At 66.9% G+C, this 21,045-nt stretch carries 21 protein-coding genes and 1 tRNA gene; 7 read left to right on the top strand and 15 right to left on the bottom strand.

Features of this window, described 5'->3' with window-relative positions; translation table 11 throughout:
• Window positions 1-16 precede the first annotated feature (16 nt).
• Entirely contained in the window at window positions 17-1,504 is a 1,488-nt protein-coding gene (locus DU502_RS04435; RefSeq protein ID WP_121919590.1) for a two-component system sensor histidine kinase NtrB, read from the bottom strand.
• 166 nt (window positions 1,505-1,670) lie between these two features.
• Between DU502_RS04435 and leuS the strand changes: the two genes are divergently transcribed.
• From leuS to DU502_RS04420, 3 genes are all read left to right on the top strand, one after another.
• Complete coding sequence (gene leuS, locus DU502_RS04430) at window positions 1,671-4,547, top strand: leucine--tRNA ligase (RefSeq protein ID WP_121919591.1); 2,877 nt, start codon at window positions 1,671-1,673, stop codon at window positions 4,545-4,547.
• A 45-nt stretch (window positions 4,548-4,592) separates the two neighbouring features.
• Window positions 4,593-4,817, top strand: a complete 225-nt coding sequence (locus DU502_RS04425; protein WP_121919592.1) for a DUF7535 family protein — start codon at window positions 4,593-4,595, stop codon at window positions 4,815-4,817.
• A gap of 144 nt (window positions 4,818-4,961) precedes the next feature.
• Complete coding sequence (locus DU502_RS04420) at window positions 4,962-6,056, top strand: alpha/beta hydrolase family protein (protein ID WP_121919593.1); 1,095 nt, start codon at window positions 4,962-4,964, stop codon at window positions 6,054-6,056.
• Here DU502_RS04420 and DU502_RS04415 read toward each other — a convergent pair.
• The 5 genes from DU502_RS04415 to DU502_RS18135 form a co-directional block, all read right to left on the bottom strand.
• Window positions 6,053-7,039, bottom strand: a complete 987-nt coding sequence (locus tag DU502_RS04415; protein WP_121919594.1) for an ornithine cyclodeaminase family protein — start codon at window positions 7,037-7,039, stop codon at window positions 6,053-6,055. The genes DU502_RS04420 and DU502_RS04415 overlap by 4 nt on opposite strands.
• A gap of 45 nt (window positions 7,040-7,084) precedes the next feature.
• A complete protein-coding gene (locus DU502_RS04410) occupies window positions 7,085-8,059 on the bottom strand; it encodes a hypothetical protein (protein WP_121919595.1) in 975 nt (324 codons plus the stop codon).
• Window positions 8,060-8,131: 72 nt separating this feature from the next.
• The gene (thsB, locus tag DU502_RS04405; RefSeq protein WP_199722691.1) at window positions 8,132-9,772 is read right to left on the bottom strand and encodes a thermosome subunit beta; all 1,641 of its coding nucleotides are present in this window, start codon (window positions 9,770-9,772) and stop codon (window positions 8,132-8,134) included.
• A 220-nt stretch (window positions 9,773-9,992) separates the two neighbouring features.
• On the bottom strand, window positions 9,993-10,388 hold the full coding sequence (locus DU502_RS04400; protein ID WP_121919597.1) for a DUF7383 domain-containing protein: 396 nt from the start codon (window positions 10,386-10,388) through the stop codon (window positions 9,993-9,995).
• Window positions 10,389-10,467: 79 nt separating this feature from the next.
• The gene (locus DU502_RS18135) at window positions 10,468-10,626 is read right to left on the bottom strand and encodes a hypothetical protein (protein ID WP_166033626.1); all 159 of its coding nucleotides are present in this window, start codon (window positions 10,624-10,626) and stop codon (window positions 10,468-10,470) included.
• A gap of 245 nt (window positions 10,627-10,871) precedes the next feature.
• On the opposite strand from DU502_RS18135, the gene DU502_RS04395 reads away from it, so the two are divergent.
• The gene (locus tag DU502_RS04395) at window positions 10,872-11,066 is read left to right on the top strand and encodes a hypothetical protein (RefSeq protein ID WP_121919598.1); all 195 of its coding nucleotides are present in this window, start codon (window positions 10,872-10,874) and stop codon (window positions 11,064-11,066) included.
• Window positions 11,067-11,113: 47 nt separating this feature from the next.
• Here DU502_RS04395 and DU502_RS04390 read toward each other — a convergent pair.
• The 7 genes from DU502_RS04390 to citZ all read right to left on the bottom strand — a co-directional run bounded on the left by DU502_RS04390 (window position 11,114) and on the right by citZ (window position 16,836).
• Window positions 11,114-11,194, bottom strand: a tRNA-Ser gene (locus DU502_RS04390).
• A 28-nt stretch (window positions 11,195-11,222) separates the two neighbouring features.
• Entirely contained in the window at window positions 11,223-11,423 is a 201-nt protein-coding gene (locus DU502_RS04385; RefSeq protein WP_121919599.1) for a hypothetical protein, read from the bottom strand.
• Between the two features lie 100 nt (window positions 11,424-11,523).
• Window positions 11,524-11,904, bottom strand: coding sequence for a Rid family detoxifying hydrolase (locus tag DU502_RS04380; protein ID WP_121919600.1), 381 nt, complete (start codon window positions 11,902-11,904; stop codon window positions 11,524-11,526).
• Window positions 11,905-12,013: 109 nt separating this feature from the next.
• Entirely contained in the window at window positions 12,014-13,720 is a 1,707-nt protein-coding gene (locus DU502_RS04375) for a Na+/H+ antiporter (protein ID WP_121919601.1), read from the bottom strand.
• Window positions 13,721-13,845: 125 nt separating this feature from the next.
• Entirely contained in the window at window positions 13,846-15,075 is a 1,230-nt protein-coding gene (gene ilvA / locus DU502_RS04370) for a threonine ammonia-lyase (RefSeq protein WP_121919602.1), read from the bottom strand.
• 201 nt (window positions 15,076-15,276) lie between these two features.
• On the bottom strand, window positions 15,277-15,669 hold the full coding sequence (locus DU502_RS04365; RefSeq protein WP_121919603.1) for a gamma-glutamylcyclotransferase family protein: 393 nt from the start codon (window positions 15,667-15,669) through the stop codon (window positions 15,277-15,279).
• Between the two features lie 30 nt (window positions 15,670-15,699).
• Entirely contained in the window at window positions 15,700-16,836 is a 1,137-nt protein-coding gene (citZ, locus tag DU502_RS04360) for a citrate synthase (protein ID WP_121919604.1), read from the bottom strand.
• A 158-nt stretch (window positions 16,837-16,994) separates the two neighbouring features.
• On the opposite strand from citZ, the gene dcd reads away from it, so the two are divergent.
• The 3 genes from dcd to DU502_RS04345 are packed head-to-tail and all read left to right on the top strand — an operon-like array spanning window position 16,995 to window position 19,173.
• Complete coding sequence (gene dcd / locus DU502_RS04355; protein WP_121919605.1) at window positions 16,995-17,576, top strand: dCTP deaminase; 582 nt, start codon at window positions 16,995-16,997, stop codon at window positions 17,574-17,576.
• Window positions 17,573-18,496: a thiamine-phosphate synthase family protein gene (locus tag DU502_RS04350; protein ID WP_121919606.1), complete on the top strand. Its 924-nt coding sequence runs from the start codon at window positions 17,573-17,575 to the stop codon at window positions 18,494-18,496. Before dcd ends, DU502_RS04350 begins: the two co-directional genes overlap by 4 nt.
• The gene (locus DU502_RS04345) at window positions 18,493-19,173 is read left to right on the top strand and encodes a class I SAM-dependent methyltransferase (protein ID WP_121919607.1); all 681 of its coding nucleotides are present in this window, start codon (window positions 18,493-18,495) and stop codon (window positions 19,171-19,173) included. Before DU502_RS04350 ends, DU502_RS04345 begins: the two co-directional genes overlap by 4 nt.
• Here DU502_RS04345 and DU502_RS04340 read toward each other — a convergent pair whose 3' ends face one another.
• Together DU502_RS04340 and DU502_RS04335 are read right to left on the bottom strand one after the other, a co-directional pair.
• Complete coding sequence (locus DU502_RS04340) at window positions 19,174-19,971, bottom strand: DUF7001 family protein (protein WP_121920112.1); 798 nt, start codon at window positions 19,969-19,971, stop codon at window positions 19,174-19,176.
• Between the two features lie 88 nt (window positions 19,972-20,059).
• A complete protein-coding gene (locus tag DU502_RS04335; protein ID WP_121919608.1) occupies window positions 20,060-20,986 on the bottom strand; it encodes a sulfide-dependent adenosine diphosphate thiazole synthase in 927 nt (308 codons plus the stop codon).
• Window positions 20,987-21,045 lie beyond the last annotated feature (59 nt).

The following is a 21,045-nucleotide window of genomic DNA, read 5'->3' as shown; positions in this document are numbered from 1 at the left end:
TCCCGTTCCGGTTCCGCTACTCCTCCGCAATCGGTAGTTCGACGACCACCACGGTTCCCCGTGGCTCGTTGTCCTCGATCCACACCTCGCCCCCGTAGTGGTCGATCAGCGACTGGACGAGATAGAGGCCGAGACCAGTCCCTTCGCTCTCGATGCCTTTCTCCCCCTTGCCGAACACCGTCTCCTGCCGATCGGCGACGATTCCCGGACCGTTGTCGGCGACGCGAACGATGGCCGTGTGGTCACCACGCGTGATGTCGGCGGTGACCTCCACCTCCGGTTCGTCCCGGTCGCTGTGCTGGATGGCGTTGTTCAGCAGGTTCCGGAACACCGACGCCAGTAGATCGTTCGCCTGCACGTTCACGTCCGGAACGTCGCCCTCGAGCGAGATGGTGGCGTGACCGAACGCCTCCTGTCGGCGGTCGATCTCTGCCTGCAGCGTGTCGGCCAGTGAAACCGACTCCAGCGGGAGTTCCGTCTCGCCGGCGACCGTCCGCGCGAGGTCACGCGAACTCCGCGTGAGTTCGACGACGTGTTCGCCGGTGTCGATGATCGTCCGGAGATACTCCTCGCCCTCGTCGTCGACGTGGTCGTGGAGGAGGCGCCCCAGACCGAGGACGATCTGCATGTCGTTGCGGATGTCGTGGCGGAGGACGCGGTTGAGCGCCCGAAGCTGATCGCGCTTGCGTTCCAGTTCTCGTTCGGACGCGCGACGCTGGGCGATGTCGCGGGCGACCGAGAGCACCGCCGGCGCACCGTCGTAACGGATGAACGTGGCACTCACCTCGACCGGAATCGTGTCGCCGTCGGCAGTCGTATGGACCGTCTCGTAGACGAGACGGTCGGCGGTCGGGCGGTCGTCCACGTCGGCCTCGTCTCCGGAATCGGCATCGTCCGCGTCCGTCTCGTCGACGCTCCCGTTTTCGACCACATCGATCCGGCGGCCGACGAGCTGGCCGGCGTCGTATCCCAACCGGTCGTGTGCCGTGTCGTTGGCGGCGATGATGACGCCGTCCGTGTCGTGGACGAGCACCGTATCCCCGATCCCGTCGAAGAGGTCCTGGTACTCGTCGCGGGATCGACGGAGGGACACCTCACGGGTGCGGAGCGTCCGGATCGTCGTCGCCTGTTTCGCTGCGAACAGGCCGACGAGTACGCCGACAGCGCCGCCGACGCTGACGAAGTGCAACACGACCAGCGTGGACCGAACGTCGGTCACGGTGGAGAGGAGGTCGAACGCGACGAACACGCCGAACGAGCCGAAGACGAGCATGCCGACGACGGTCGTCAGGGGAACGCGAAGCGCGATCCGGCCGTCGAGGTCGCTCCGGAAGAGCCAGACGGCGGCAGCGAGGAGGAGGACGGCGAGCCCGAAGGGGGCGACGGTAACCGGGGACCACCACGGCTGGCCACTGATCTCGGCGTACCAGACCGCCATCAACGCGACGCCGAGCCCACCGACGACGGCCGTGCCGATCAGGCGACCGAGCGACGATACCCTCACGATATGCTCACCAGGGCAAGTAGATCCGGAGAGGCATATATAATGGTTCCTTACCGGGGCGCGGTCGGTGGATAATGAGCCCTTATCGGCGGTGATCAGCGGCGATAATCGTGGCTCTGCCGGCGGGATAGGAGTTATTTTAGGTCGGGAATCCCTGTCCCGGGATATGGACTACGACCCGCAGGACATCGAGGAGCGCTGGCGGGAGCGCTGGGCCGAGACGGGCCAGTACGAGGCCGATCCCGGCACCTCAGCGTCCGACGACGAGGACGTGACGTTCATCACCGTCCCGTACCCCTACCCGAGCGGCGGGATGCACATCGGCCACGCCCGGACGTACACGGTACCGGACGTGTACGCCCGCTACCGCCGACAGCGGGGGGACAACGTCCTCTTTCCCATCGCCTGGCACGTCACCGGCACGCCGATCATCGGCGCCGTCGAGCGCCTGAAGAAAGGCGAGGAAGAACAGCTCTCGGTCCTTCGGGACACCTACGAGGTGCCAGAGGAGACCCTTCAGGATCTGGAGACGCCGATGGGGTACGCCCGCTACTTCATCGAGGAACACTACAAGCGGGGGATGAAGTCGCTGGGCCTCTCGATCGACTGGCGCCGCGAGTTCACTACCAACGACGACCGCTACTCGAAGTTCATCACGTGGCAGTACGAGACGCTGCGGGAGCGGGACCGGCTAGAGAAGGGTCTCCACCCTGTCAAATACTGTACGAACGAAGAACAGCCGGTCACGACCCACGATCTGCTGGAGGGCGAGGAGGCCGAGTATCAGGAGTACACCCTGATCCGATTCGGCCTCGACGACGCGGTGGTTCCGATGGCGACGCTCCGCCCCGAGACGGTGCGCGGCGTCACCAACGCCTACGTCGATCCCGAGGGCACGTACGCCCGCGCCACCGTCGACGGCGAGACGTGGATCGTCTCGGAGCAGGCGACCGAGAAGCTCCGCCTGCAAGCCCACGACGTGACTGTCGAGGAGACGTTCGTAGGAGCTGATCTCGTCGGCGAGTCGGTCACCAACCCCGTCACCGGCGACGAGGTGCCCATCCTGCCCGCGACGTTCGTCGACCCCGACAACGCCACCGGCGTCGTCATGTCGGTGCCGGCTCACTCGCCGGACGACTACCTCGCCTTGCAGGAGGCGAAAGCCGACGACGAGCGGATGGAGCGCTACGGCGTCGACCCCGCGGTCGTCGACCGGATCGAACCCGTGCCGATCCTCGACATCGAGGACTACGGCGAGGTGCCGGCGAAAGACGCCGTCGAGCGGGCGGGCGTCACGTCCTCGAACGATCCCGAACTGGAGGAAGTGACGAAGGAACTCTACAACCGTGAGTTCCACGCAGGCCGCCTCCACGACGCGTACGGCGAGTTCGCGGGCGAAGTCATCGAGGACATCCGCGAGGCCTACCGCGATCAGGGCGTCGACGCCGGGCACTTCGGGACGATGTACGAGTTCTCCGAGGAGGTCGTCTGCCGGTGTGGTGGCGACGTCGAGGTGGCCGAACAGGACACGTGGTTCCTCCGGTACAACGACGAGGACTGGAAGGAAGCGACGAAGCGGGTCGTCGAGAACATGGAGTGTATCCCCGAGAACACCCGCGACGAGTACGACCACACCATCGACTGGCTGAACGAGTGGCCCTGTATCCGCAACTACGGGCTGGGGACGCGCCTGCCGTGGGACGACGACTTCGTCATCGAACCCCTCTCGGACTCGACCATCTACATGGCGTACTACACCATCGCGCCCCGCCTGCGCGAGATTCCGGTCGAGGATCTCGACCGCGACTTCTTCGACGCCCTCTTCTACGGCCCCGGCGCGGTCGACGACCCCGATCCGCGCGCCCTCGACCTGCGCGAGGAGTGGCTCTACTGGTACCCCGTCGACTACCGCTTCTCCGCGAACGACCTCATCTCCAACCACCTCACCTTCTACCTGTTCCACCACGCGGAACTGTTCGACCAGCCCCAGTGGCCAGCGGGCATCGTCATCATGGGCATGGGGCTGCTGGAAGGCGAGAAGATGTCGTCCTCGAAGGGCCACGTCGTCCTGCCGGGCGAGGCCATCGAGCGCTACGGCGCCGACACCGTGCGCTTCTTCCTGCTCAACTCCGCGGAGCCGTGGCAGGACTACGACTGGCGGGCGGGACAGGTCGAGAGCGTCCGCAACCAGCTAGAGCGGTTCTGGAACCGGGCACAGGAGTTGCTCCCCGACGAACCGGGATCGACGTTCGACGACGACCCCGAGTCGCAGGACCTCGAACACGTCGACCGGTGGCTCCTCTCGAAACTGCAGGGGTCGATTCGTGAGGTGACCGAGGCGATGGAGAACTCGGAGACGCGCGGGGCGAGCCAGACCGCCTTCTACGGCTTCGAGGAGGCGCTCCGGTGGTACCGCCGCCGGACCGACCGGAGTCGACCGGGCGCACAGTGGACCCTCCGGCACGCGCTGGAGACGCGCCTGCGACTGCTCGCGCCCTTCGTCCCCTTCATGACGAACGAACTCCACGAGACGTTGACGGGGACACCAGCGGAGGACGCCCCGTGGCCCGAGGCCGACCCCGCCCTCGAACGACCCGCCGTCGAGGTGCAGGAGCGACAGATCGAACGCCTCACCGAGGACGTGAACGACATCGTCGACGTGACGGGGACCGATCCCGAGACGATCCGGGTGTACGTCGCCGCCGACTGGAAACGGCAGGTGTTCGACGCCGTCGTCGAGGCCGGGCCGGATGTCGGCGCGGCGATGAGCGAGGCGATGAGCGATCCCGACCTGCGCGAACGCGGCGAGGCGGTCAACGACCTCGTGGGCGACCTCGTCGAACTCGTGCGCGACCTCGACGACGAGACGGTCGACACGCTGGAGGAGTTGGACGAACTCGCCGTCTACGAGGCGGCCGTCCCCTTCCTCGAACGCGAGTTCGACGCCACGGTCGAGGTGTACGCCGAGGACGCCGACCCGCCGGATCCCGGCGACCGCGCCGGCAACGCCGTCCCCTTCCGGCCGGCGATCCACATCGAATAGTTGTCCAGCCAACAGTTATTGCAGTCGGGGCCGTACGTACGGCGCATGAGCGACGCCGAATCGGCCGACGAACCGGCACTCGATCCTGCGAAGACGGTCTATCGCACCCTCGGCAAGCCGTTTCGGGCGCACGCCGACGCCGAGATGGACGCTATCGGCTGGAGCATCTTTCTGGGCATGATGATCCTCCTGCTCCCGCTGATGCCGTTTCTGCTCCTGATCTGGCTAGTGACGAAAGTGCTCGACGCCGTCGCACCGACGGAAGACTGAACCGCCGCGGGTATCGTATAATCGTTCCGGAGAAACGTTTAACAGAATCGTCTCCAACTGTGCGATCAACGTGTACGCCCGACAGGAGACGAGGACGGCGGTAGCGTCGCGAATTCGACCAAGAGACTGCGACCGGAGGAACCGATGACCGACGACGACCGCGGCCGCGAGTTCGTCGAAGATCGATTCGACCGCTGGTGGACGCGCTTCCTCGCGAAGGGGCTGGACCGATACGATCTGCAGAACCTGCGGGCAGAGATCGAGACGTGGGACGAGTGGTGTGACGCCTTCGCCGCGGTAGGGGAGGACCACGCCGAACTCGGTCACGAGGCCGAGGCAGCGGGTAACTCGACGAGCGCCGGCGAACACTTCCTGCGCGCATCCATGTACTGCCACTTCGGCTCGTTCGCGTGGTTCGCCGACGAGAGCCGACGGGAGCAGGCCCACCGCCGGGCCGTCGAACTGTGGGGGAAGGCCGCACCGCATCTCGACCCACCGGCGGAGCGCATCGAAGTGCCGTTCCCCGGCGGGAGCGACATCCCCGGCTACCTGCGCGTGCCCGACGCGACCCCGGACGGCCTCGACGAGTCACCGCTGGTCCTCGTGCTGTCCGGGCTGGATTCGACGAAGGAAGAACAGCACACGCGGGCGTCGGACTTCCACGCTCGCGGCATCGCCACCCTCGCCGTCGACGGCCCCGGGCAGGGCGAGATGTGGTACGATCGGCCGATGACGCCGGATTACCACGAGGCCATCTCGGCCGTCGTCGACCACATGCAGGGCACGGACGGGGTCGATGCCACGCGTCTGGGCATCTACGGCGTCTCTATCGGCGGGTTCTACGCCCCGCACGTCGCCGCGAACGACGACCGGTTCGACGCCTGCGTCGGCCTCGCCGGCCCGTTCAGCGTCGGCCCCGCCTCGCTGTACAGTTCGGTGTCGATGCGCGACGGCTTCCTCCACGCCTGCCACACGGACTCGTTCGTCGAGGCCGACGAGATTACGGAGCAGATGACGCTGCGGGGTGACATCGAGAACCTGACCGCGCCGGCGCTGATGATCGCCGGCGGCAACGACACCGTCGTCCCGCCGGAGCAGACCCGGCGCATCGCCGAACGGGCGCCGAACGGGGAACTGCTGTACTACCCCGACGGCGACCACGTCTGCAAGAACCGCGTCACCCGCTACCGGCCGCGGGCGGCCGACTGGATGCGAGAGCACCTGGTCGCGGCGGACTAGAGCCCGAGGAGGTCGAACGACACGCCCGCCCCGGCCGCGGCGGCGCGTTCGTAGGCGACGTGGGCGGCCGCCACGTCCTGAATCGCGAGGCCGGTGCTGTCGAAGACGGTCACGCCGTCCGCGTCGGTTCGCCCCGTCGCCTCGCCGACGACCACCTCGCCCAGCGTGGCGTGAATGTCGTCGTCGGTGAGCCGTCCCTCGCGGTAGGGGACGTTGATCTCGCCGGAGTGAGTGCACTGTTCCCGGTCGTCGACGACGATTTTCGCGGCGGCCAGCAGGTCGTCGGCGAGTTCGTGTTTGCCCGCAGCGTCGGCGCCGATGGCGTTGACGTGCGTGTGCTCGCCGACCACGTCGGCGTCGACGATCGGCTCCTCGACGGGCGTGACGGTGGAGAGGATGTCGCAGGCGGCCGCCTCGGGAATGGAGCCGACACGCGCCGTCACCCGGTCACTGACCGCCTCGACGAACTCCCGGGCACGGTCGGCGTCGGCATCGGCCACGACCACCGTCTCGATGGGCCGGACCGTCAGGATGGCGTCGAGTTGGGCGTGCGACTGGACGCCCGCGCCGACCAAGCCGAGCGTGCTGGCATCCCGAACGGCGAGGTGGTCGGTGGCGACGGCCGCCGCCGCGCCCGTCCGCCGGGTCGTCAGCGTCGTCCCGTCCATGATGGCCAGCGGAAACGCCGTCTCGGGGTCGGAGTAGATCATCGTCCCCATGACCGTCGGGAGGGCGTAGCGTGCCCGATTGTTCGGGTGGGAGTTCACCCACTTCACGCCCGCCGCGTCCCAGTCCGCTGCCTGCAGATACGCCGGCATCGACCGGAAGTCGCCGTCGTACTGCGGGAGATCGACGTACGACTTCGGCGGCATCACCGCGTCGCCGCGGGCGTGGGCCGCGAACGCCGTCTCGACGGCGTCGACGACGGCCGTCATCGGGGTGTGCGACGCCACCACGTCGGCGTCGAGGAGCAGGGTCTCCATACGAGCGACTAGCCCCTCGACGAAGGTATCAGTTATGCAACAGGCTTATCCGGGAACGTCCGTCGTCGTCCCGTCGGGCGTCCCACCACCCTCGATCCGCACGTCGAAGGACTCCGAGAGGGCGTACCCGACGACACTGAACTGCACGCGTTCGGGCGGCAAGTCGCTGCCGCGGTAGTAACCGACCGGGATTTCGTGTGTCGTCGACTCGCCGGCCGGGAGCGAGAACGTGAACGGATCGGCGGCGTAGAGCGGCCCCTGGTGGTTGAGCGCGCCGTAGAAGGTGCCGTCGCCGTCGCCCGTGTTCGTCACGTCGAGGCGGACGGTGATCGTCTCGTCGGCGGCGACGCTGTCGGGGACGGTGATCGTCGTCTCGAACGTGGGGGGTGGGGAACGGAGGGGGGCGAGCGCCGATTCGGGGATCTGCCACCGGGCGCGAACGGTGCCGTCGTCCGGCTGCATATCGGTCACCTCCGGGCCCCCACCGAGGATCACCGCCACCGACTCGGCGTCGAGAGGAGAGGGGACGCGGAAGCCGACGTGGCCATCCGGGTTCGAGTCGGTGTACCGGCGGCCGGTCACGGGCGCGTCGACGCGGGCGGGGCCAATGAACGCGATGCCGGAGCCGTAGTAGTCGCCGTCGGCGACGAGCGCGAACCGGTGTGGCGCGGGTGGCAGACCCTCGCCGCGGGCCGACACATCGACGAAGACGAACTGGTTGCTTCTCGTGGTGGCCACTCCCATGGCGTCGGGTGCGGTCAGGTAGCGGGCCGAGTGAGCAGTCACGAGGTCGGAGACGGTGAGCGTCACCCCGTCGAGCGACAGGGACTCGCCGAGCGTGAGACGTTCGCCGGCGGGCGTGTCTGTTGGCGTCGAGTCCGGCGTTGCCGTCGACGTTGGTGTCGGTGTCGTCGTCGCCGTCGAATCCGTCGGCCCATCGTCGGACCCGTCGAGACACCCGGCCAGTCCGGTCAGGGCGGCGCCGACGCTGGTCAGGAGGGCGCGTCTGCTGGAGGGCATGGCACGTCGTACCGCCGGCAAAAATAAGGGCTTTGTGTCGATTCGGGAGAGAGAGAGCGTGTGTGGCCGAACTTACATCGCGCCGCCCATGCCGCCCATGCCGCCCATGCCGCCCATGCCGCCAGCGCCGCCGGGGCCGCCCTCGTCCCCGTCACCGGAGGTCGAGAGGTCGCCCGCGGCGATGATGTCGTCGATTTTCAGGACCAGGTTCGCGGCCTCGGTGGCCGAGGAGAGTGCCTGCTCCTTGGAGTGGGCGGGTTCGACGACGCCCGCCTCGTAGGTGTCGACCACGTCGCCCGAGAAGACGTTCAGGCCGGCGTGGATGTCGCCGTCCTCGTGGGCCGCACGGAGCGCGACCAGCGTGTCGATGCTGTCGAGACCGGCGTTGCTGGCGAGGACGCGCGGCACGATCTCGACGGCGTCGGCGAAGGCGTTGATGGCGAGCTGTTCGCGCCCGCTGATGTCGTCGGCGTAGTCGCGCAGGCGGCTGGCGACTTCGACCTCGATGGCGCCGCCGCCGGCGAGGACGCGGCCGTCGGACGCGGTGGCCGACACCACGTCAAGCGCGTCCTGAATGCCGCGTTCGAGTTCGTCGACGACGTGTTCGGTCGAGCCGCGCAGGAGGATGGTCACGCCGTGGGAGTTCTCGCCTTCGACGTAGAACAGGCCCGCGTCGGCGTCACGGCTGATCGAGCCGTGGCCGAGGTGGGCGTCGGTCGCAGAGTCGAGATCCGAGACGATTTCGGCGCCCAGAATCTCCTGCAGGAAGCCCATGTCGGACTTCTTCGTCCGGCGGACGGCGAGGATGCCCTCCTTGGCGAGGAGGTACTGCGCGAGGTCGTCGATGCCCTTCTGGCAGAAGACGACATCGGCACCCGTCGCGACGATCTGATCGACCTTCTCGCGGAGCTGGCGTTCCTCGCTGTCGAGGAACTGCTGGAGCTGGTCGGGGCTGTCGATGCTGACCGACGTGTCCGCGTCGGTCTCCTCGACCTCGATGGGCTCGTTGAGGAGGAGCACGTCCGCGTCGTCGAAGTCGACAGGCATGTCGTCGTTGACGGGGTCCTTGTCGACGACGGCGCCGTGGAGGAGTTCGGACTCCGAGGCGGACTGTCCCGTCTGGGTCTCGATCTCGACGAATTCGAGGTCGACGACGTGGGAGCCGTCGTCGGCCTCGATGGTGACGGCCTGCACCGCGTCGACGACGAGCTGCGCGAGCAGTTCCTTGTCGAGTTCGGAGCTCTTGCCCGTCATCGACGTTTCGGCGACCTTCCGGAGGAGGTCCTCGTCGGTGGGGTCGACGCGAGTGGCGATGTCGTCGATCTCTGCGCGGGCCTGCTCCGAGGCCATATTGAAGCCTTTGATGATCGCCGTCGGGTGGATATCCTGTTCGAGGAGGTCCTCGGCGTTTTTCAGGAGTTCACCCGCGATGGCGACCGCGGTGGTGGTGCCGTCGCCGGCCTCGTCCTCCTGTGTCTCGGCAACCTCGACGATCATCTCGGCCGTCGGGTTGTCGATGTCCATCTCCTGCAGGATGGTCACCCCGTCGTTGGTGATGGTGACGGTCCCCATCGAGTCGACGAGCATCTTGTCCATCCCCTTGGGGCCGAGCGTCGAGCGTACCGACTCCGCCACGGCACGGGCCGCCGAGATGTTGTACTCCTGTGCGTCCTTGTCCTTGACGCGCTGGGCGTCCTCGCCCATGATGATCATCGGCTGACCCTGCTGCATTCGCTGACTCATAGTTCACCGAACGATTGTTTGTCCTTCTATATAAAAGTAAGTGATGTCGGGCCCGGAGGGAGCAGGCACAGAGCGCGCGCAGTTCCGAAGAATCCCCAGACGTGAGCGCCTCGTCGAGTCGATTGTCAACTGTTATCACGAACCGAGACGACGAAAACGAATCGGGCGTCGGACGGGTTTAAGTAATCGATCAGGCGCCGTCGGGTTCCTTCCAGTGGACGGTGACGGTGCCGACGGCGAAGGCGTCGCGGGTGTCGGTGTCGCGGACGATCTGGAGGGTGTTGGCGCCTTCGACGAGGCCGACGCTGTCGCCGAACGTGTCGACCCAGTACTGCCAGCCGTCGTTCGGTGGGATGTCGAACCCGCTCATCGGTTCACCGTTGACTAGGATCTCGTGGCCGTACTCACCCACGTCGAACGCCTGAATCCCGACGTAGCCGTCGGTGGCGTCGTCGGTCGGCACGTCGAACTCGTGGAGTTCGGTCTCGTCGCCGACGTTGGTGGCCCAATCGAGGTCGAGTTCCCGCGTCTCCGGCGCGAGTTGCGCGCCGACGTACATCGTCGCGTAGTTCGCACGGAGTGGCACGACCGACGGATTCGGGCGGGGCCGTGATAAGAGCGCCGACCGCGCGGTGGGTGGACTGCAGTCGGGCGGTCGAGGACTACTACACTTCGTCGGTCGCGAGGTCCTCCTCACCCTCGCCGAACTCCGGCAGGTCCGCGTCCTCGTTGAGGGATTCCATTTCCTGCTCGTACAGCCGCTGGCGTAGCTGTTGGCGCTTGTTCTTGCCGTTCCGCTCGCGGCCACTTTTCGTGTCAGGCATTGTCACGCAAACCCACGCGCGCCCGACACATGAACCTTTCTCCGATTCTCAGCGGCGTGAACAGTATCGGCAGACGGAAACGGGTCGGGGTGTGAACGTCGACGAGAAGATAATCGAGTGAACAATCACTCGATACATCACTTATCGGCGATGTATTTCACTATTTGCCCCAATTTCATCCGATGAGGCACCTTTTCGACTATAATTGGCGTGTGTGTTAAGTAGGTGGAGTGAGAGGCGTTACCATGTCCCTCAAAGAGGGCCGCACCGACCCTGCCGTGGAACCAGCCCCGAGTCCGATCGAGAAACACGTTGCCGAGTGGGTCTGTACCGACTGCGACTACGACGAGTTCCGGACGACGACGGGCGTGACGGGGTCGCTGGACCGCTGTCCGGCCTGCGGCGGTCACCTGATCATGCCCAGAGACGCGATGAGTTAGCGTCGCACCGGGAGCCACGGCTATCCGGCATCAGTTCGCGAGAGAAGCGCCGGGACAGGGATTTGAACCCTGGATCCCTGAGGGAACACGCTTTCCAGGCGTGCGCCTTACCACTCGGCCATCCCGGCTCGCAGTTACGACTAACCGCTCGACCTTTTAACTCCTTCCGTTTAGTCGCGGTTCGAGGACGTGGGTGACCCCGGCCGCCACCGCGCCGACGAGGAGCGCGAGACCACCGATAATCGTGGCACGGACGGCCAGTGGCGCGACGAGCAGGTGGTAGCCCTGTACGAGCACGAGGAAAGCGAGCGTACCAACGAGCCCCCACAGGAGGCTGGATTTGTGTCGCGCGTTCATCGGGGATTTACCTGCCGGTCGTTCGGACTGCCGGCTGTAAGTCGATACCGATAGTCGTCTTGGGATAACGACTATCCCGAAACAGCGACCGCCGACAGGTTCACTCCACGTCGGCGATGGCTTCGATTTCGAGCGCCGCGCCCTTCGGGACGTTACCTACCTCGACGGCGCTCCGGGCCGGTGGCTCGTCGTCGAAATACGTCGCGTACGTCTCGTTCATCTCGTCGAAGTCCTCGATGTCGTCGAGGAAGATGGTCACCTTCAGGAGGTCGCTCGCGTCCGCACCCTCCTCGGCGAGAATCGCCATCACATTGTCGAGGGACTGCTCGGTCTGGGTGGCGACGCTCTCGTCGTCGAGGAGGTCGCCGTCCGTCGTCAGCGGGAGCTGTCCCGCGGTGAAGAGCAGCGAGCCGTTCGTGGTTGCCTGACTGTACGCGCCGACCGCGGCGGGAGCGTCGTCGGTGCTGATGGTTCGTTTCACGGTGAGTCGGTCGCGGGGGACGCGTTTAAAAGCACAGGTCCGCGGAATTCCTGCCGTAGTCGCCATCGCCGTCGGTCGATTCGTTCGTCTGGCGGTCGGTACGCACGGCCTACGCCTCGTCCGCGTCCTCGTCGTCGAGTTCAGCCACGTCGAGGCCGAACTCCGCCGCGCGGGTCCGCCAGAACTCCTCGTAGGCTTCTTCGTCCTCGCCGACGGTGGATTCACCCGACCGCACCCGATCGAGTTTGAGGTCGACTTCGTCGATGAGGCGGTCCCCCACGTCGTCGGCGATGGCCCCCGATCGTACCGCGTCCATGACGGCGCTTTTCTCCCGCTGAAGCACCTGACGCTCGCCCGTGAGATACTCCTCGTGCCTGAGTTCGGGGTACTCGTTCAGGAGTTTCTGGATCGCCTCGTCGAGGTCCCCCCGTTCGCGCTCGTACTCCGCGGTGAAGTCCTCGTAGGTCGTTCGGGAGAGCTGGCCCAAGCCGTAGAGTTCCTCGGCGGCGTCGAGCGCGCCGGAAACGGCTTTCGACCGCCCGACCAGCAGTTCGTACACCTCGGTCGCCGGGGCGCGCGTGACGATACCCAGCCGGTCGAGTAGCCGCCCCATCGAGAGCCCCTGCACGACGAGGCTGAACGCGGCGACGCCGAACACCATGGCGCGCAACTCCTCGCGGTAGGGGAAGGGCGCGCCGGACGGCAGCGTCCGCGGCAGGCCGAGGACGAGCGCGATGGGGATGGAGGCGTGGAGGCCGCCCCAGACCATCACGTGCTGGTAGTCGAGAGATACGTCGATTGGCCGGAGCCAGTTCACGAGCGCCGTGATCGGATAGACCGCCAGCGCACGGACCACGAGGACGAGGACGGCGGCGAGCGCGATTAACCGACCGTGGGCGAGGAGTTGCTGGACCGGCGTCGTCGTCCCGATAGCCACGAAGATGAACGTGTTGACGATGAAGGCCGCCGTCTCCCACGTGTTGAAGACCGAAATCTTGGTCCGGGGGGTCATCGCGTACTCCGCGCCCCGATTGCCGATGAACAGCCCCGCGACGACGGTGGCGATGACGCCCGAAACGCCGAGGTAGTGTTCGGCCACCAGGAAACTCCCGTACGCGAGAATCGCCGTGAGGACGATTTCGGTCATGTGCTCGTCGAGGTTGATCATCACCCGGTAGACGAGGTAGCCGGCGGCGAGGCCCACGACCGTCCCTCCGGCGCTGGCGACGACGATACCGACGCTCACCTCGACGATCAGGCCGGGTGTGAACGCGACGGCGCCGCCGCCTGCCTCCTGAACGAGCGCCAGAAGCGCCGAGAAGACGACGACGCCGACCCCGTCGTTCAGCAGGCTCTCACCCTCGACGAGCGTCGCGAGGCGATCCGGCGCGCCCAGTTCGTCGAACAGCGCGAGCACCGACACCGGGTCCGTCGGCAACACCATCGCGGCGAACAGGAGCGAGACGAGCAGCGGGAACCCGAACGCGTACTGGCCGACGTAGCCCAGTACGAGCACCGAGAGAATCAGCCCGACGACGGCGAGCGCGAGGATCGGCGAGAGGTTCGTCCGGAACTGTTCGAGGTCGGTCGTGGCAGCGCCCTCGAACAACAGCGGCGGCAGGAGAACGAAGAGGATGATGTCGTGTGAGAGTGCGATGCCGAATTCGACGCCGAGCACCGAGGCGGTGAGTCCCGCGAGCAGGAGCGCGATGGTGTAGGGGAACTTCCCGACTTTGGCGACGCCGACGCCGACACCTGCCGCGAGAATGAACACGCCGAGCAGATCCAGCAGTTCGGCTTCGATGCCGGCGGCCATGGTCGAAGGTGAGTCGGTGGAGGATTAAGCGTGGTGTCCGACTCATACGGTTTACTGTAAGTCAGTACCGGTAGTTCGACGGACCGTCTCGGCGAACTACCGGTAAACAGTTGCAATAATCCGTATCAGACCGACATCTGGTAGCCGTTGACGATTTCGACCTCGTAGCCCGCGTCCCGGAGTGCGGAGAGGAGTTCGTCGACGTGCTCCGGCCCCCGCGTCTCGACTTCGAGTTCGACCCGCGCGTCGTTCATCGCCACGTCCCGCGACGTGCGGTCGTGGTGGAAGGCCGTGATGTTCGCGCGGAGGTCCGCGATGATCGTGCCGAGTTCGACCAGCGCGCCCGGCTGATCTTTCAGGATGGTACGGAAGCGGAGGTAGCGGCCCGTTGCCACCAGCCCGCGCATCACCACCGTCGTCAGCACGTTGAGGTCGATGTTCCCGCCACAGAGCGCGGGGACGATGACCTCGCCCTCCTCGTACTCGATGGCGCCAGACAGGAGAGCGGCGAGCGAAATCGCCCCTGCACCCTCCGCGAGCGCCTTCTCGCGTTCGAGCAGGTAAGTCAGCGCGATGGCGATGGACTCGTCGTCGATGGTCACCACCTCGTCGACGCGCTCTTTGATCACCTCGAACGTGCGATCACCGATGCGCCGGGTGGCGATACCGTCCGCGATGGTGTCGACGCTCTCGCGCTCGTAGATCTCGCCTTTCCGCAGCGATTCGGCGGCGCTGGAGGCGCCCTCGGCCTGTACGCCGATCACGCGCACGTCCGGATCGTGAGCCTTCACCGCCGTCGCGATACCCGAGATCAGGCCGCCGCCGCCGATGGGGACGATGACGGTGTCCACTTCGGGGCAGTCCTCGACGATTTCGAGGCCGATGGTCCCCTGCCCGGCCATCACCATCTCGTCGTCGAAGGCGTGGACGTACGTGCGCCCCTCCTCGCGTTCGATCCGGTGGGCTTCCGCCTGCGCCTCGCTGTAGTCCGCTCCGTGGAGGACGACCTCGCCCCCGTAGCGCTCGGTGGCTTTCACCTTCGACACCGGCGCGTGTTCGGGCATGACGATCTTCGAATCGACACCCGCCCGCGTGGCCGCGAGCGCGACGCCCTGCGCGTGGTTGCCGGCGCTCGCGGTGACGACGCCCGCCGCCTTCGCCTCGTCGGAGAGCGTCTCGATCCGGTTGATCGCGCCGCGGATCTTGAACGCGCCCGTGCGCTGAAAGTTCTCCAGTTTGAGGTGGACCTCCGCCCCGGTCATCTCCGAGAAGGCGAACGAATACTCCAGTGGTGTGTGACGCGCGACGCCCGCGACCCGGTCTCGGGCGTCGAGTACGTCCTCGTACGAGATCATACCACCCATACCCGTCGGTGGCTGTTAACGGTTTATGTAGTCCGGCGCAGCGCTACGGCTCCGGAGTGTGAGGAAGGGGGAATGCACGCGTGTGACGTGCGTCTATCCGATTGTAGTGGAGGGATATAAACGTCATGAAGGCGCGGTGAAAGTGAAAGTAGACGACAGCGTCGAGGTGGTGACCGGGGTGACGGCGAGCCATCAAGAGTGTTCCGGCCGAACGACCGCCGGTCCGGCGTCGAAGTAGCGGCGGACACGGGCGGGGAAGGGACCGTCACCGGGCCACTCGACCGACTCGTCGGTGTCGAGCCGGTCGGGATCACCGACGTAGACGGCCGCCGTCCCGCCGTCGGTGCGCTGGGCCGAGACACGGACGTAGAGGCCTGAATCGACACCCTCGTAGGCGTCGAGGGCCTCGATGTCGTCCGTGCGGAGGAGGCGACCGGCCGTCTCGCCGCCGGGCGCGAGCGTCGGATACCGGCCGGTGACGGGGTGACAGCCCTCTAGTACCGCGGCACCGACGAAGACGAAGGAGTCGACCACCGCCGACACGCGTTCGGGTTCGGTGAGCGTCCCGTAGACGAAGACGTCCATAGGACCCGTGGGGTCGCCGTGGTGTTTATCTTACCGCTCGTCGAGGGGAACGAATTCGCGGCCACGTTCCCCGACGTAGCGGGCACGGGGGCGGATGAGTCGGTTGTCCTCGTACTGTTCGAGCATGTGGGCGATCCAGCCGCCGACCCGCGACAGTGAGAAGATGGGCGTGTAGATGTCCATCGGGATGCCCATCTGGTAGTACATCGAGGCGGAGTAGAAGTCGACGTTGGGCGCGAACTTCGTCTCCTCGGCCATGTGCTCCTCGATGGCGACGGAGTAGTCGTACCACTTGCGCTCGCCGGACGTCTCGCCGAGTTGCTCCGAGTAGGAGGCGAGGATGGCCGCGCGGGGGTCGCGGACGTTGTAGACGCGGTGGCCGAAGCCGGGGATGCGTCGGCCCTCGGCTACCGCCTCCTCGATCCACTCGTCCGGTCCCCGCTCGCTCTCGTCTATCTCTTTCAGCATCCGCATGACGTTCTGGTTGGCGCCGCCGTGGAGGCCGCCGGCGAGGGTGCCGATGGCGCTCGTGACGCCGCTGTGGAGATCCGAGAGCGTCGACGTGGTCACCATCGCCGAGAACGTCGAGGCGTTCAGGCCGTGGTCGGCGTGGAGGACGAGGGCGGTGTCGAACGCCTCGGCCGCCACGTCGTCGGGCAACTCCCCGTTCAGCATGTAGAGGAAGTTCTCGGCGTGGCCGAGGTCCTCGCGCGGCGCGACGGGGCCGTCACCCCGACGCAGGCGGTCGAACGCCGCCAGCGCCGTCGGGAGTTTCGCCGTGATGCGACAGCCTTTGGCCAGATTCGCCTCGCGGTCGTCGGGGTCGGCGTCAACGTCCTCGTCGTACGCCGAGAGGGCGGAGGTGACCGTCCGCATCATCGCCATCGGGTTCTCGTCCTGGGCGGCGAGTTCCTCGATGAGGTCGTAGACGGCGGTGTCGAGGTCACGCTCGGCAGCCAGTCGAGCGGCGAACTCGTCGTGTTCGTCGGGCGTCGGCCACTCACCGTTCCAGAGCAGCGACAGCACCTCCTCGAAGCTCGCCTCGCGCGCGAAGTCCTCGATGGCGTACCCGCGGTAGCCCAACTCGCCGGCGTCGCCGTCGATGTAGCTCAGCCGGGACTCGGAGACTACGACACCCTCCAGCCCCCGCTTGACCTCATCAGACATATCGTATCGATTTCGGACCGTCTCAAAAAAGCGTTGCCGTTCTACTCATCCTCTCGTCACAACGGACGACGAATCGACGATTCGACAGGAGACGGGGGATTCACCACGTCACGACGACGACCGGGGGGATTTTACCCCTCGACACCCCCCGCCTAGGTATGATCCTGTCGGACACCGACATCCTCGCGCGCCTCCGTGAGGGTGATCTCGTGATCGACCCCCTCGACGACGTCGATCAACAAGTCCAGCCGGCAAGCGTCGATCTCCGGCTCGGCACCGAATTTCTGGAGTTCCAGCGTACCAACATCTCCTGCATCCACCCCACACGGGAACGGGAGGTCAGCGAGTACATCGAGGAAACCGTCGTCGAGGAAGGCGGGGAGTTCATCCTCCACCCCGGCGACTTCGTCCTCGGCACCACGAAAGAACGCGTCGAGATGCCCGCCGACCTCGTCGCCAACGTCGAGGGTCGCTCCTCGCTCGGCCGCCTCGCCGTCGTCGTCCACGCCACCGCCGGCTTCGTCGACCCCGGCTACCGCGGGCAGGTGACGCTCGAACTCTCCAACCTCGGCACCGCCCCCGTCGCGCTCACGCCCGGGATGCGCGTCTCCCAACTCGTCTTCACCGAACTCTCCTCGCCCGCCGACCGCCCCTACGGGACCGAGCGCGGCTCGAAGTACCAAGACCAGCACGGTCCGCAGGCCTCCCGAATCGGGGACGACCCCGAGTTCGAGTCATGAAGTTCGTCGAGGAGATCGTAGTCGAGGAGTTCCTCCCGACCGTCCGGTCGATGCTTGCGGCGGATCTCCGCGAGCGCGATTTCACCCAGCGCGAGGTGGCCGACGCACTCGGTATCTCCCAGTCCGCCGTCTCGAAGTACGCCCACGGCGAGGTGGCGACCAGCGACGCCATCAGCGAGGACGACCGCGTCCAGGCGCTCGTCGAGCGGATCGGCGACGGGCTAGCGACGGGCGATATGAGCCGCGTGCAGGCACTCATCGAGATCGAGGTGCTGATCCGCCAACTGGAGGACGGCGACCTGCTCGCCGAGCGCCACCGCGAACTCATGCCCGAACTCCGCGAGTACGACGCCTCCTTCGACGTACACGACCCCGAGAGCGGCGCACGCACGACCGAACAGGTCCGTTCGTCGGTCCGGCGGGGCCTGCGCATCCTCCGCAACACCTCGGGCTTCGCCGATCTCGTTCCCAACGTCGGATCCAACCTCGTCGAGTGCTTGCCGGACGCGACCGACGTGGAGGACGTGGCCGGCATCCCCGGCCGCATCTTCGACGTGCGCGGGACGGCGACGGTACCCTCCGACCCCGAGTTCGGCGTCAGCGCACACGTCGCGTCCGTCCTCCTGTCGGCCCGCGCCGCCGGCGTCCCCGTCCGCGGCGCCGTGAACGTCCGCTACGATCCCGCCCTCGTCGACGGTCTGCGCGACGCGGGCTATCCGACCGTCGAGTTCGACGTGGACCGCGACGCAGAGGGCCACGACGCCACCCGGCCGACCATCGTCGACGCCGTTCGCGACGCCGACCCCGACCCACCCTTCGTCCTCTACCAGACCGGCGGCTTCGGCATCGAAGCGATCACCTACGTCCTCGGATCGGACGCGTCGACGGTCGCCCGGATCGTCCGCGACCTCGTCGGATGACGACACCCGACCCCGACCGCGCGGCCGCCGCGCGCGATTTCTACTCGCGGTGGGCGCCCGGCTACGACTACCTCGCGCGTCACGCTCCCGGCATTCGCCGCCTCCGGACCGACCTCGTCGACACGCTCGACCCCGCGCCGGGCGACACCGTCGTCGACGTGGGATGCGGGACGGGTGCGACGCTCCCGTATCTCCGCGAGCGTGTCGGCCCGGGCGGGACGGTCGTCGGCGTCGACTTCGCCCCCGGCGCAGTCTCGCGCGCCCACGGGCGCGTCGACCGCGCGGGCTGGAAGAACGTGATCGTCTGTCGCGGCGACGCCACCCGACTCCCCCTGACCGACGCCGACGCCGTCGTCGCCACGTTCCTGATGGGGATGCTCCCCGACCCCACGGCGACGGTTCGGGAGTGGTTCGACGGCCTCGACCCCGATCGGATCGCGCTGCTCGATCTCGCGCGGAGCCACCGACTCCCGGGGCGACCACTCAACCCGCTCTTTCGACTCGCCGTCCGTGCGTCGGCGCCACCGGGAACGAGTGATCATCACGGCGAATCGCCGACGCACGTCCTCGACCGGCGGGTCGCCGCGGCACACCGAGCGGTGCTGGACGCGTGTACGACGACGACCCACGAGACGCGTGCCGGGGGGTTCGCCTACCTGAGCGCCGGACGACGGTAGCTACCCGTACCGCTCGGCGTGCGCCTCGCAAAATTCGGGGTCGCGCAACTGCGCCCGCACCACCCCGGACTGTCGGTGTGCGTCGTACAGCCGACACCCCTCGTCGTCACAGAAGGCCGTCCCCGTCTCCAGAAAGTCGACGGCGGCGAGGAGGTACCCCTTCAGGGCGTCGGTCGTCCGCGGGTCGTCGGCGACGAGGAAGTCGCCCTCGATTTCGGCCTCCAGCACCTCCCGGGGCGGTGCGTCGCCCGTCAGCAGCGCGTGTTTGCTCTTGGCCTCGTAGTACGCCTCGGGCTTGGCCGGCGCCTCGTACAATCCCGGCACGGAGACCAGTGTGGGTTGGCCGAGGACAGCCACCCGCTTGTGCCAGCGGCCGTCGTGGTCGCCCCAAGTGCCGATCACACGGTCGAGCAAGGGGACGTGGAGGTGGTCGAGTCCCTGCGTGTCGGGCAAGCGCGCATTCAGCGCTCGCTGGACGGCCTGCCCGTCGTAGACGACGCCGCCAGCGCGTTCCGGATTCTCGAGCGCTCGCTCCTCGTAGCGGACGATGCCGAGCATCGTGTTGCCCGTGTCGGGGTCGTACGGGTCGGTGACGCGGGCGGCGGCCAGTTCCTCGGCGAGGGAGTCGGACCCGGTCCGACTCCCCGAGGAACGTCGTTCCTCGTCGTCGGTCAGACCCCCCAGCAGCCGGTCACACACCCGCACCTCGGCGTCGATCCGGTCGCGGAGCCACGCGGCGAGGGCGTCCGCGTCCGCGACCGACGTGGGCGCGCGATAGAGGGTGACCGTCTCGACCATGTCGCTCATCGTGATAGTCGTGAGTCGGTGGCGGATCGACCGCCCGGAACGGGGCGGCCGATCCGGTGATTCGTCACGACGATCACGATCAGTCGTCCGCCGGCGCCCGCGACGTGAGTTCCACGTCCGAGGCGTCGACGCCGAGTTCGTCGATGGCGACCTGCGCGGCGCGCTTGCCCGAGACGAGCATGGCGCCGAAGGTCGGCCCCATCCGCGGCAGGCCGTACGTGGTAGCGACGGCCATGCCCGTCGCGATCAGGCCGTCGTGGACGAGGCCCGTGTGTTCGACGACGGCGTCCTCGCTCTCGCCGACCCACATCGAGTCGTGACCGGGTGAGTCGTGACCGGGCGCGCCGTAGGAGTCGTCGTCCGTCTTGTCCATGCCCGTGTTGTGCTCTTTGGCGTGCTGGATGCCCGGCGCGTCGAGGACGCCGCGCTCGTCGAGTTTGGTGACCGCGACGGCGTCGTGGCCCGTCGCGTCGATGACGAGGTCCGCCTCGACGGCGATGGGGTCGACGCAGGTGATCTCGCGGGGCAGCGCGTGGACCGGCGTCCAGTTCATCACGATGCCGCCGACACGGTGGTCCTCGCGGATCACGATGTCCGTGAACTCCGTCATGTTCTGGATCTTCGCGCCCGCGTCACAGGCGGCCTTGATGAGGCCGGAACACGCCTCCGGCCCGTTGGCGACGTACAGCCCCTCCGTGTCAGAAGCGGGCTTGTAGTCCACCTCCAGATCCTCCAGTACGTCCTGGGCGGGGTCCCGGACCGTCACCTTGTTCATCAGGAAGCCGCCGAGCCAGAAGCCGCCGCCGAGGTAGTTGTTCTTCTCGACGACCATCGTCTTCACGCCACGCTCGGAGAGTTCCTTCGCCGCCATCAGCCCCGAAGGGCCGCCGCCGACGATCAGTACGTCCGAGTCCGAGAAGTCCATGAACTCCTCGGTCCACTCCTGCCCGATTGCGCGCGTTACGTCCGCTTCGCCGACCTGGCTGAATTCACCGAATGAAGACATACCACTCAGTGTTACTACTGAGTAGTTGATATAGCTTGCGCCACACCGGCGAAGGCTTT

This window comes from Haloplanus aerogenes, from assembly GCF_003856835.1.
Classification (GTDB): Archaea; Halobacteriota; Halobacteria; order Halobacteriales; family Haloferacaceae; genus Haloplanus; species Haloplanus aerogenes.
The sequence above is the reverse complement of the archived record's forward strand: the minus strand, read 5'-3'. Positions and strand labels throughout refer to the sequence as shown.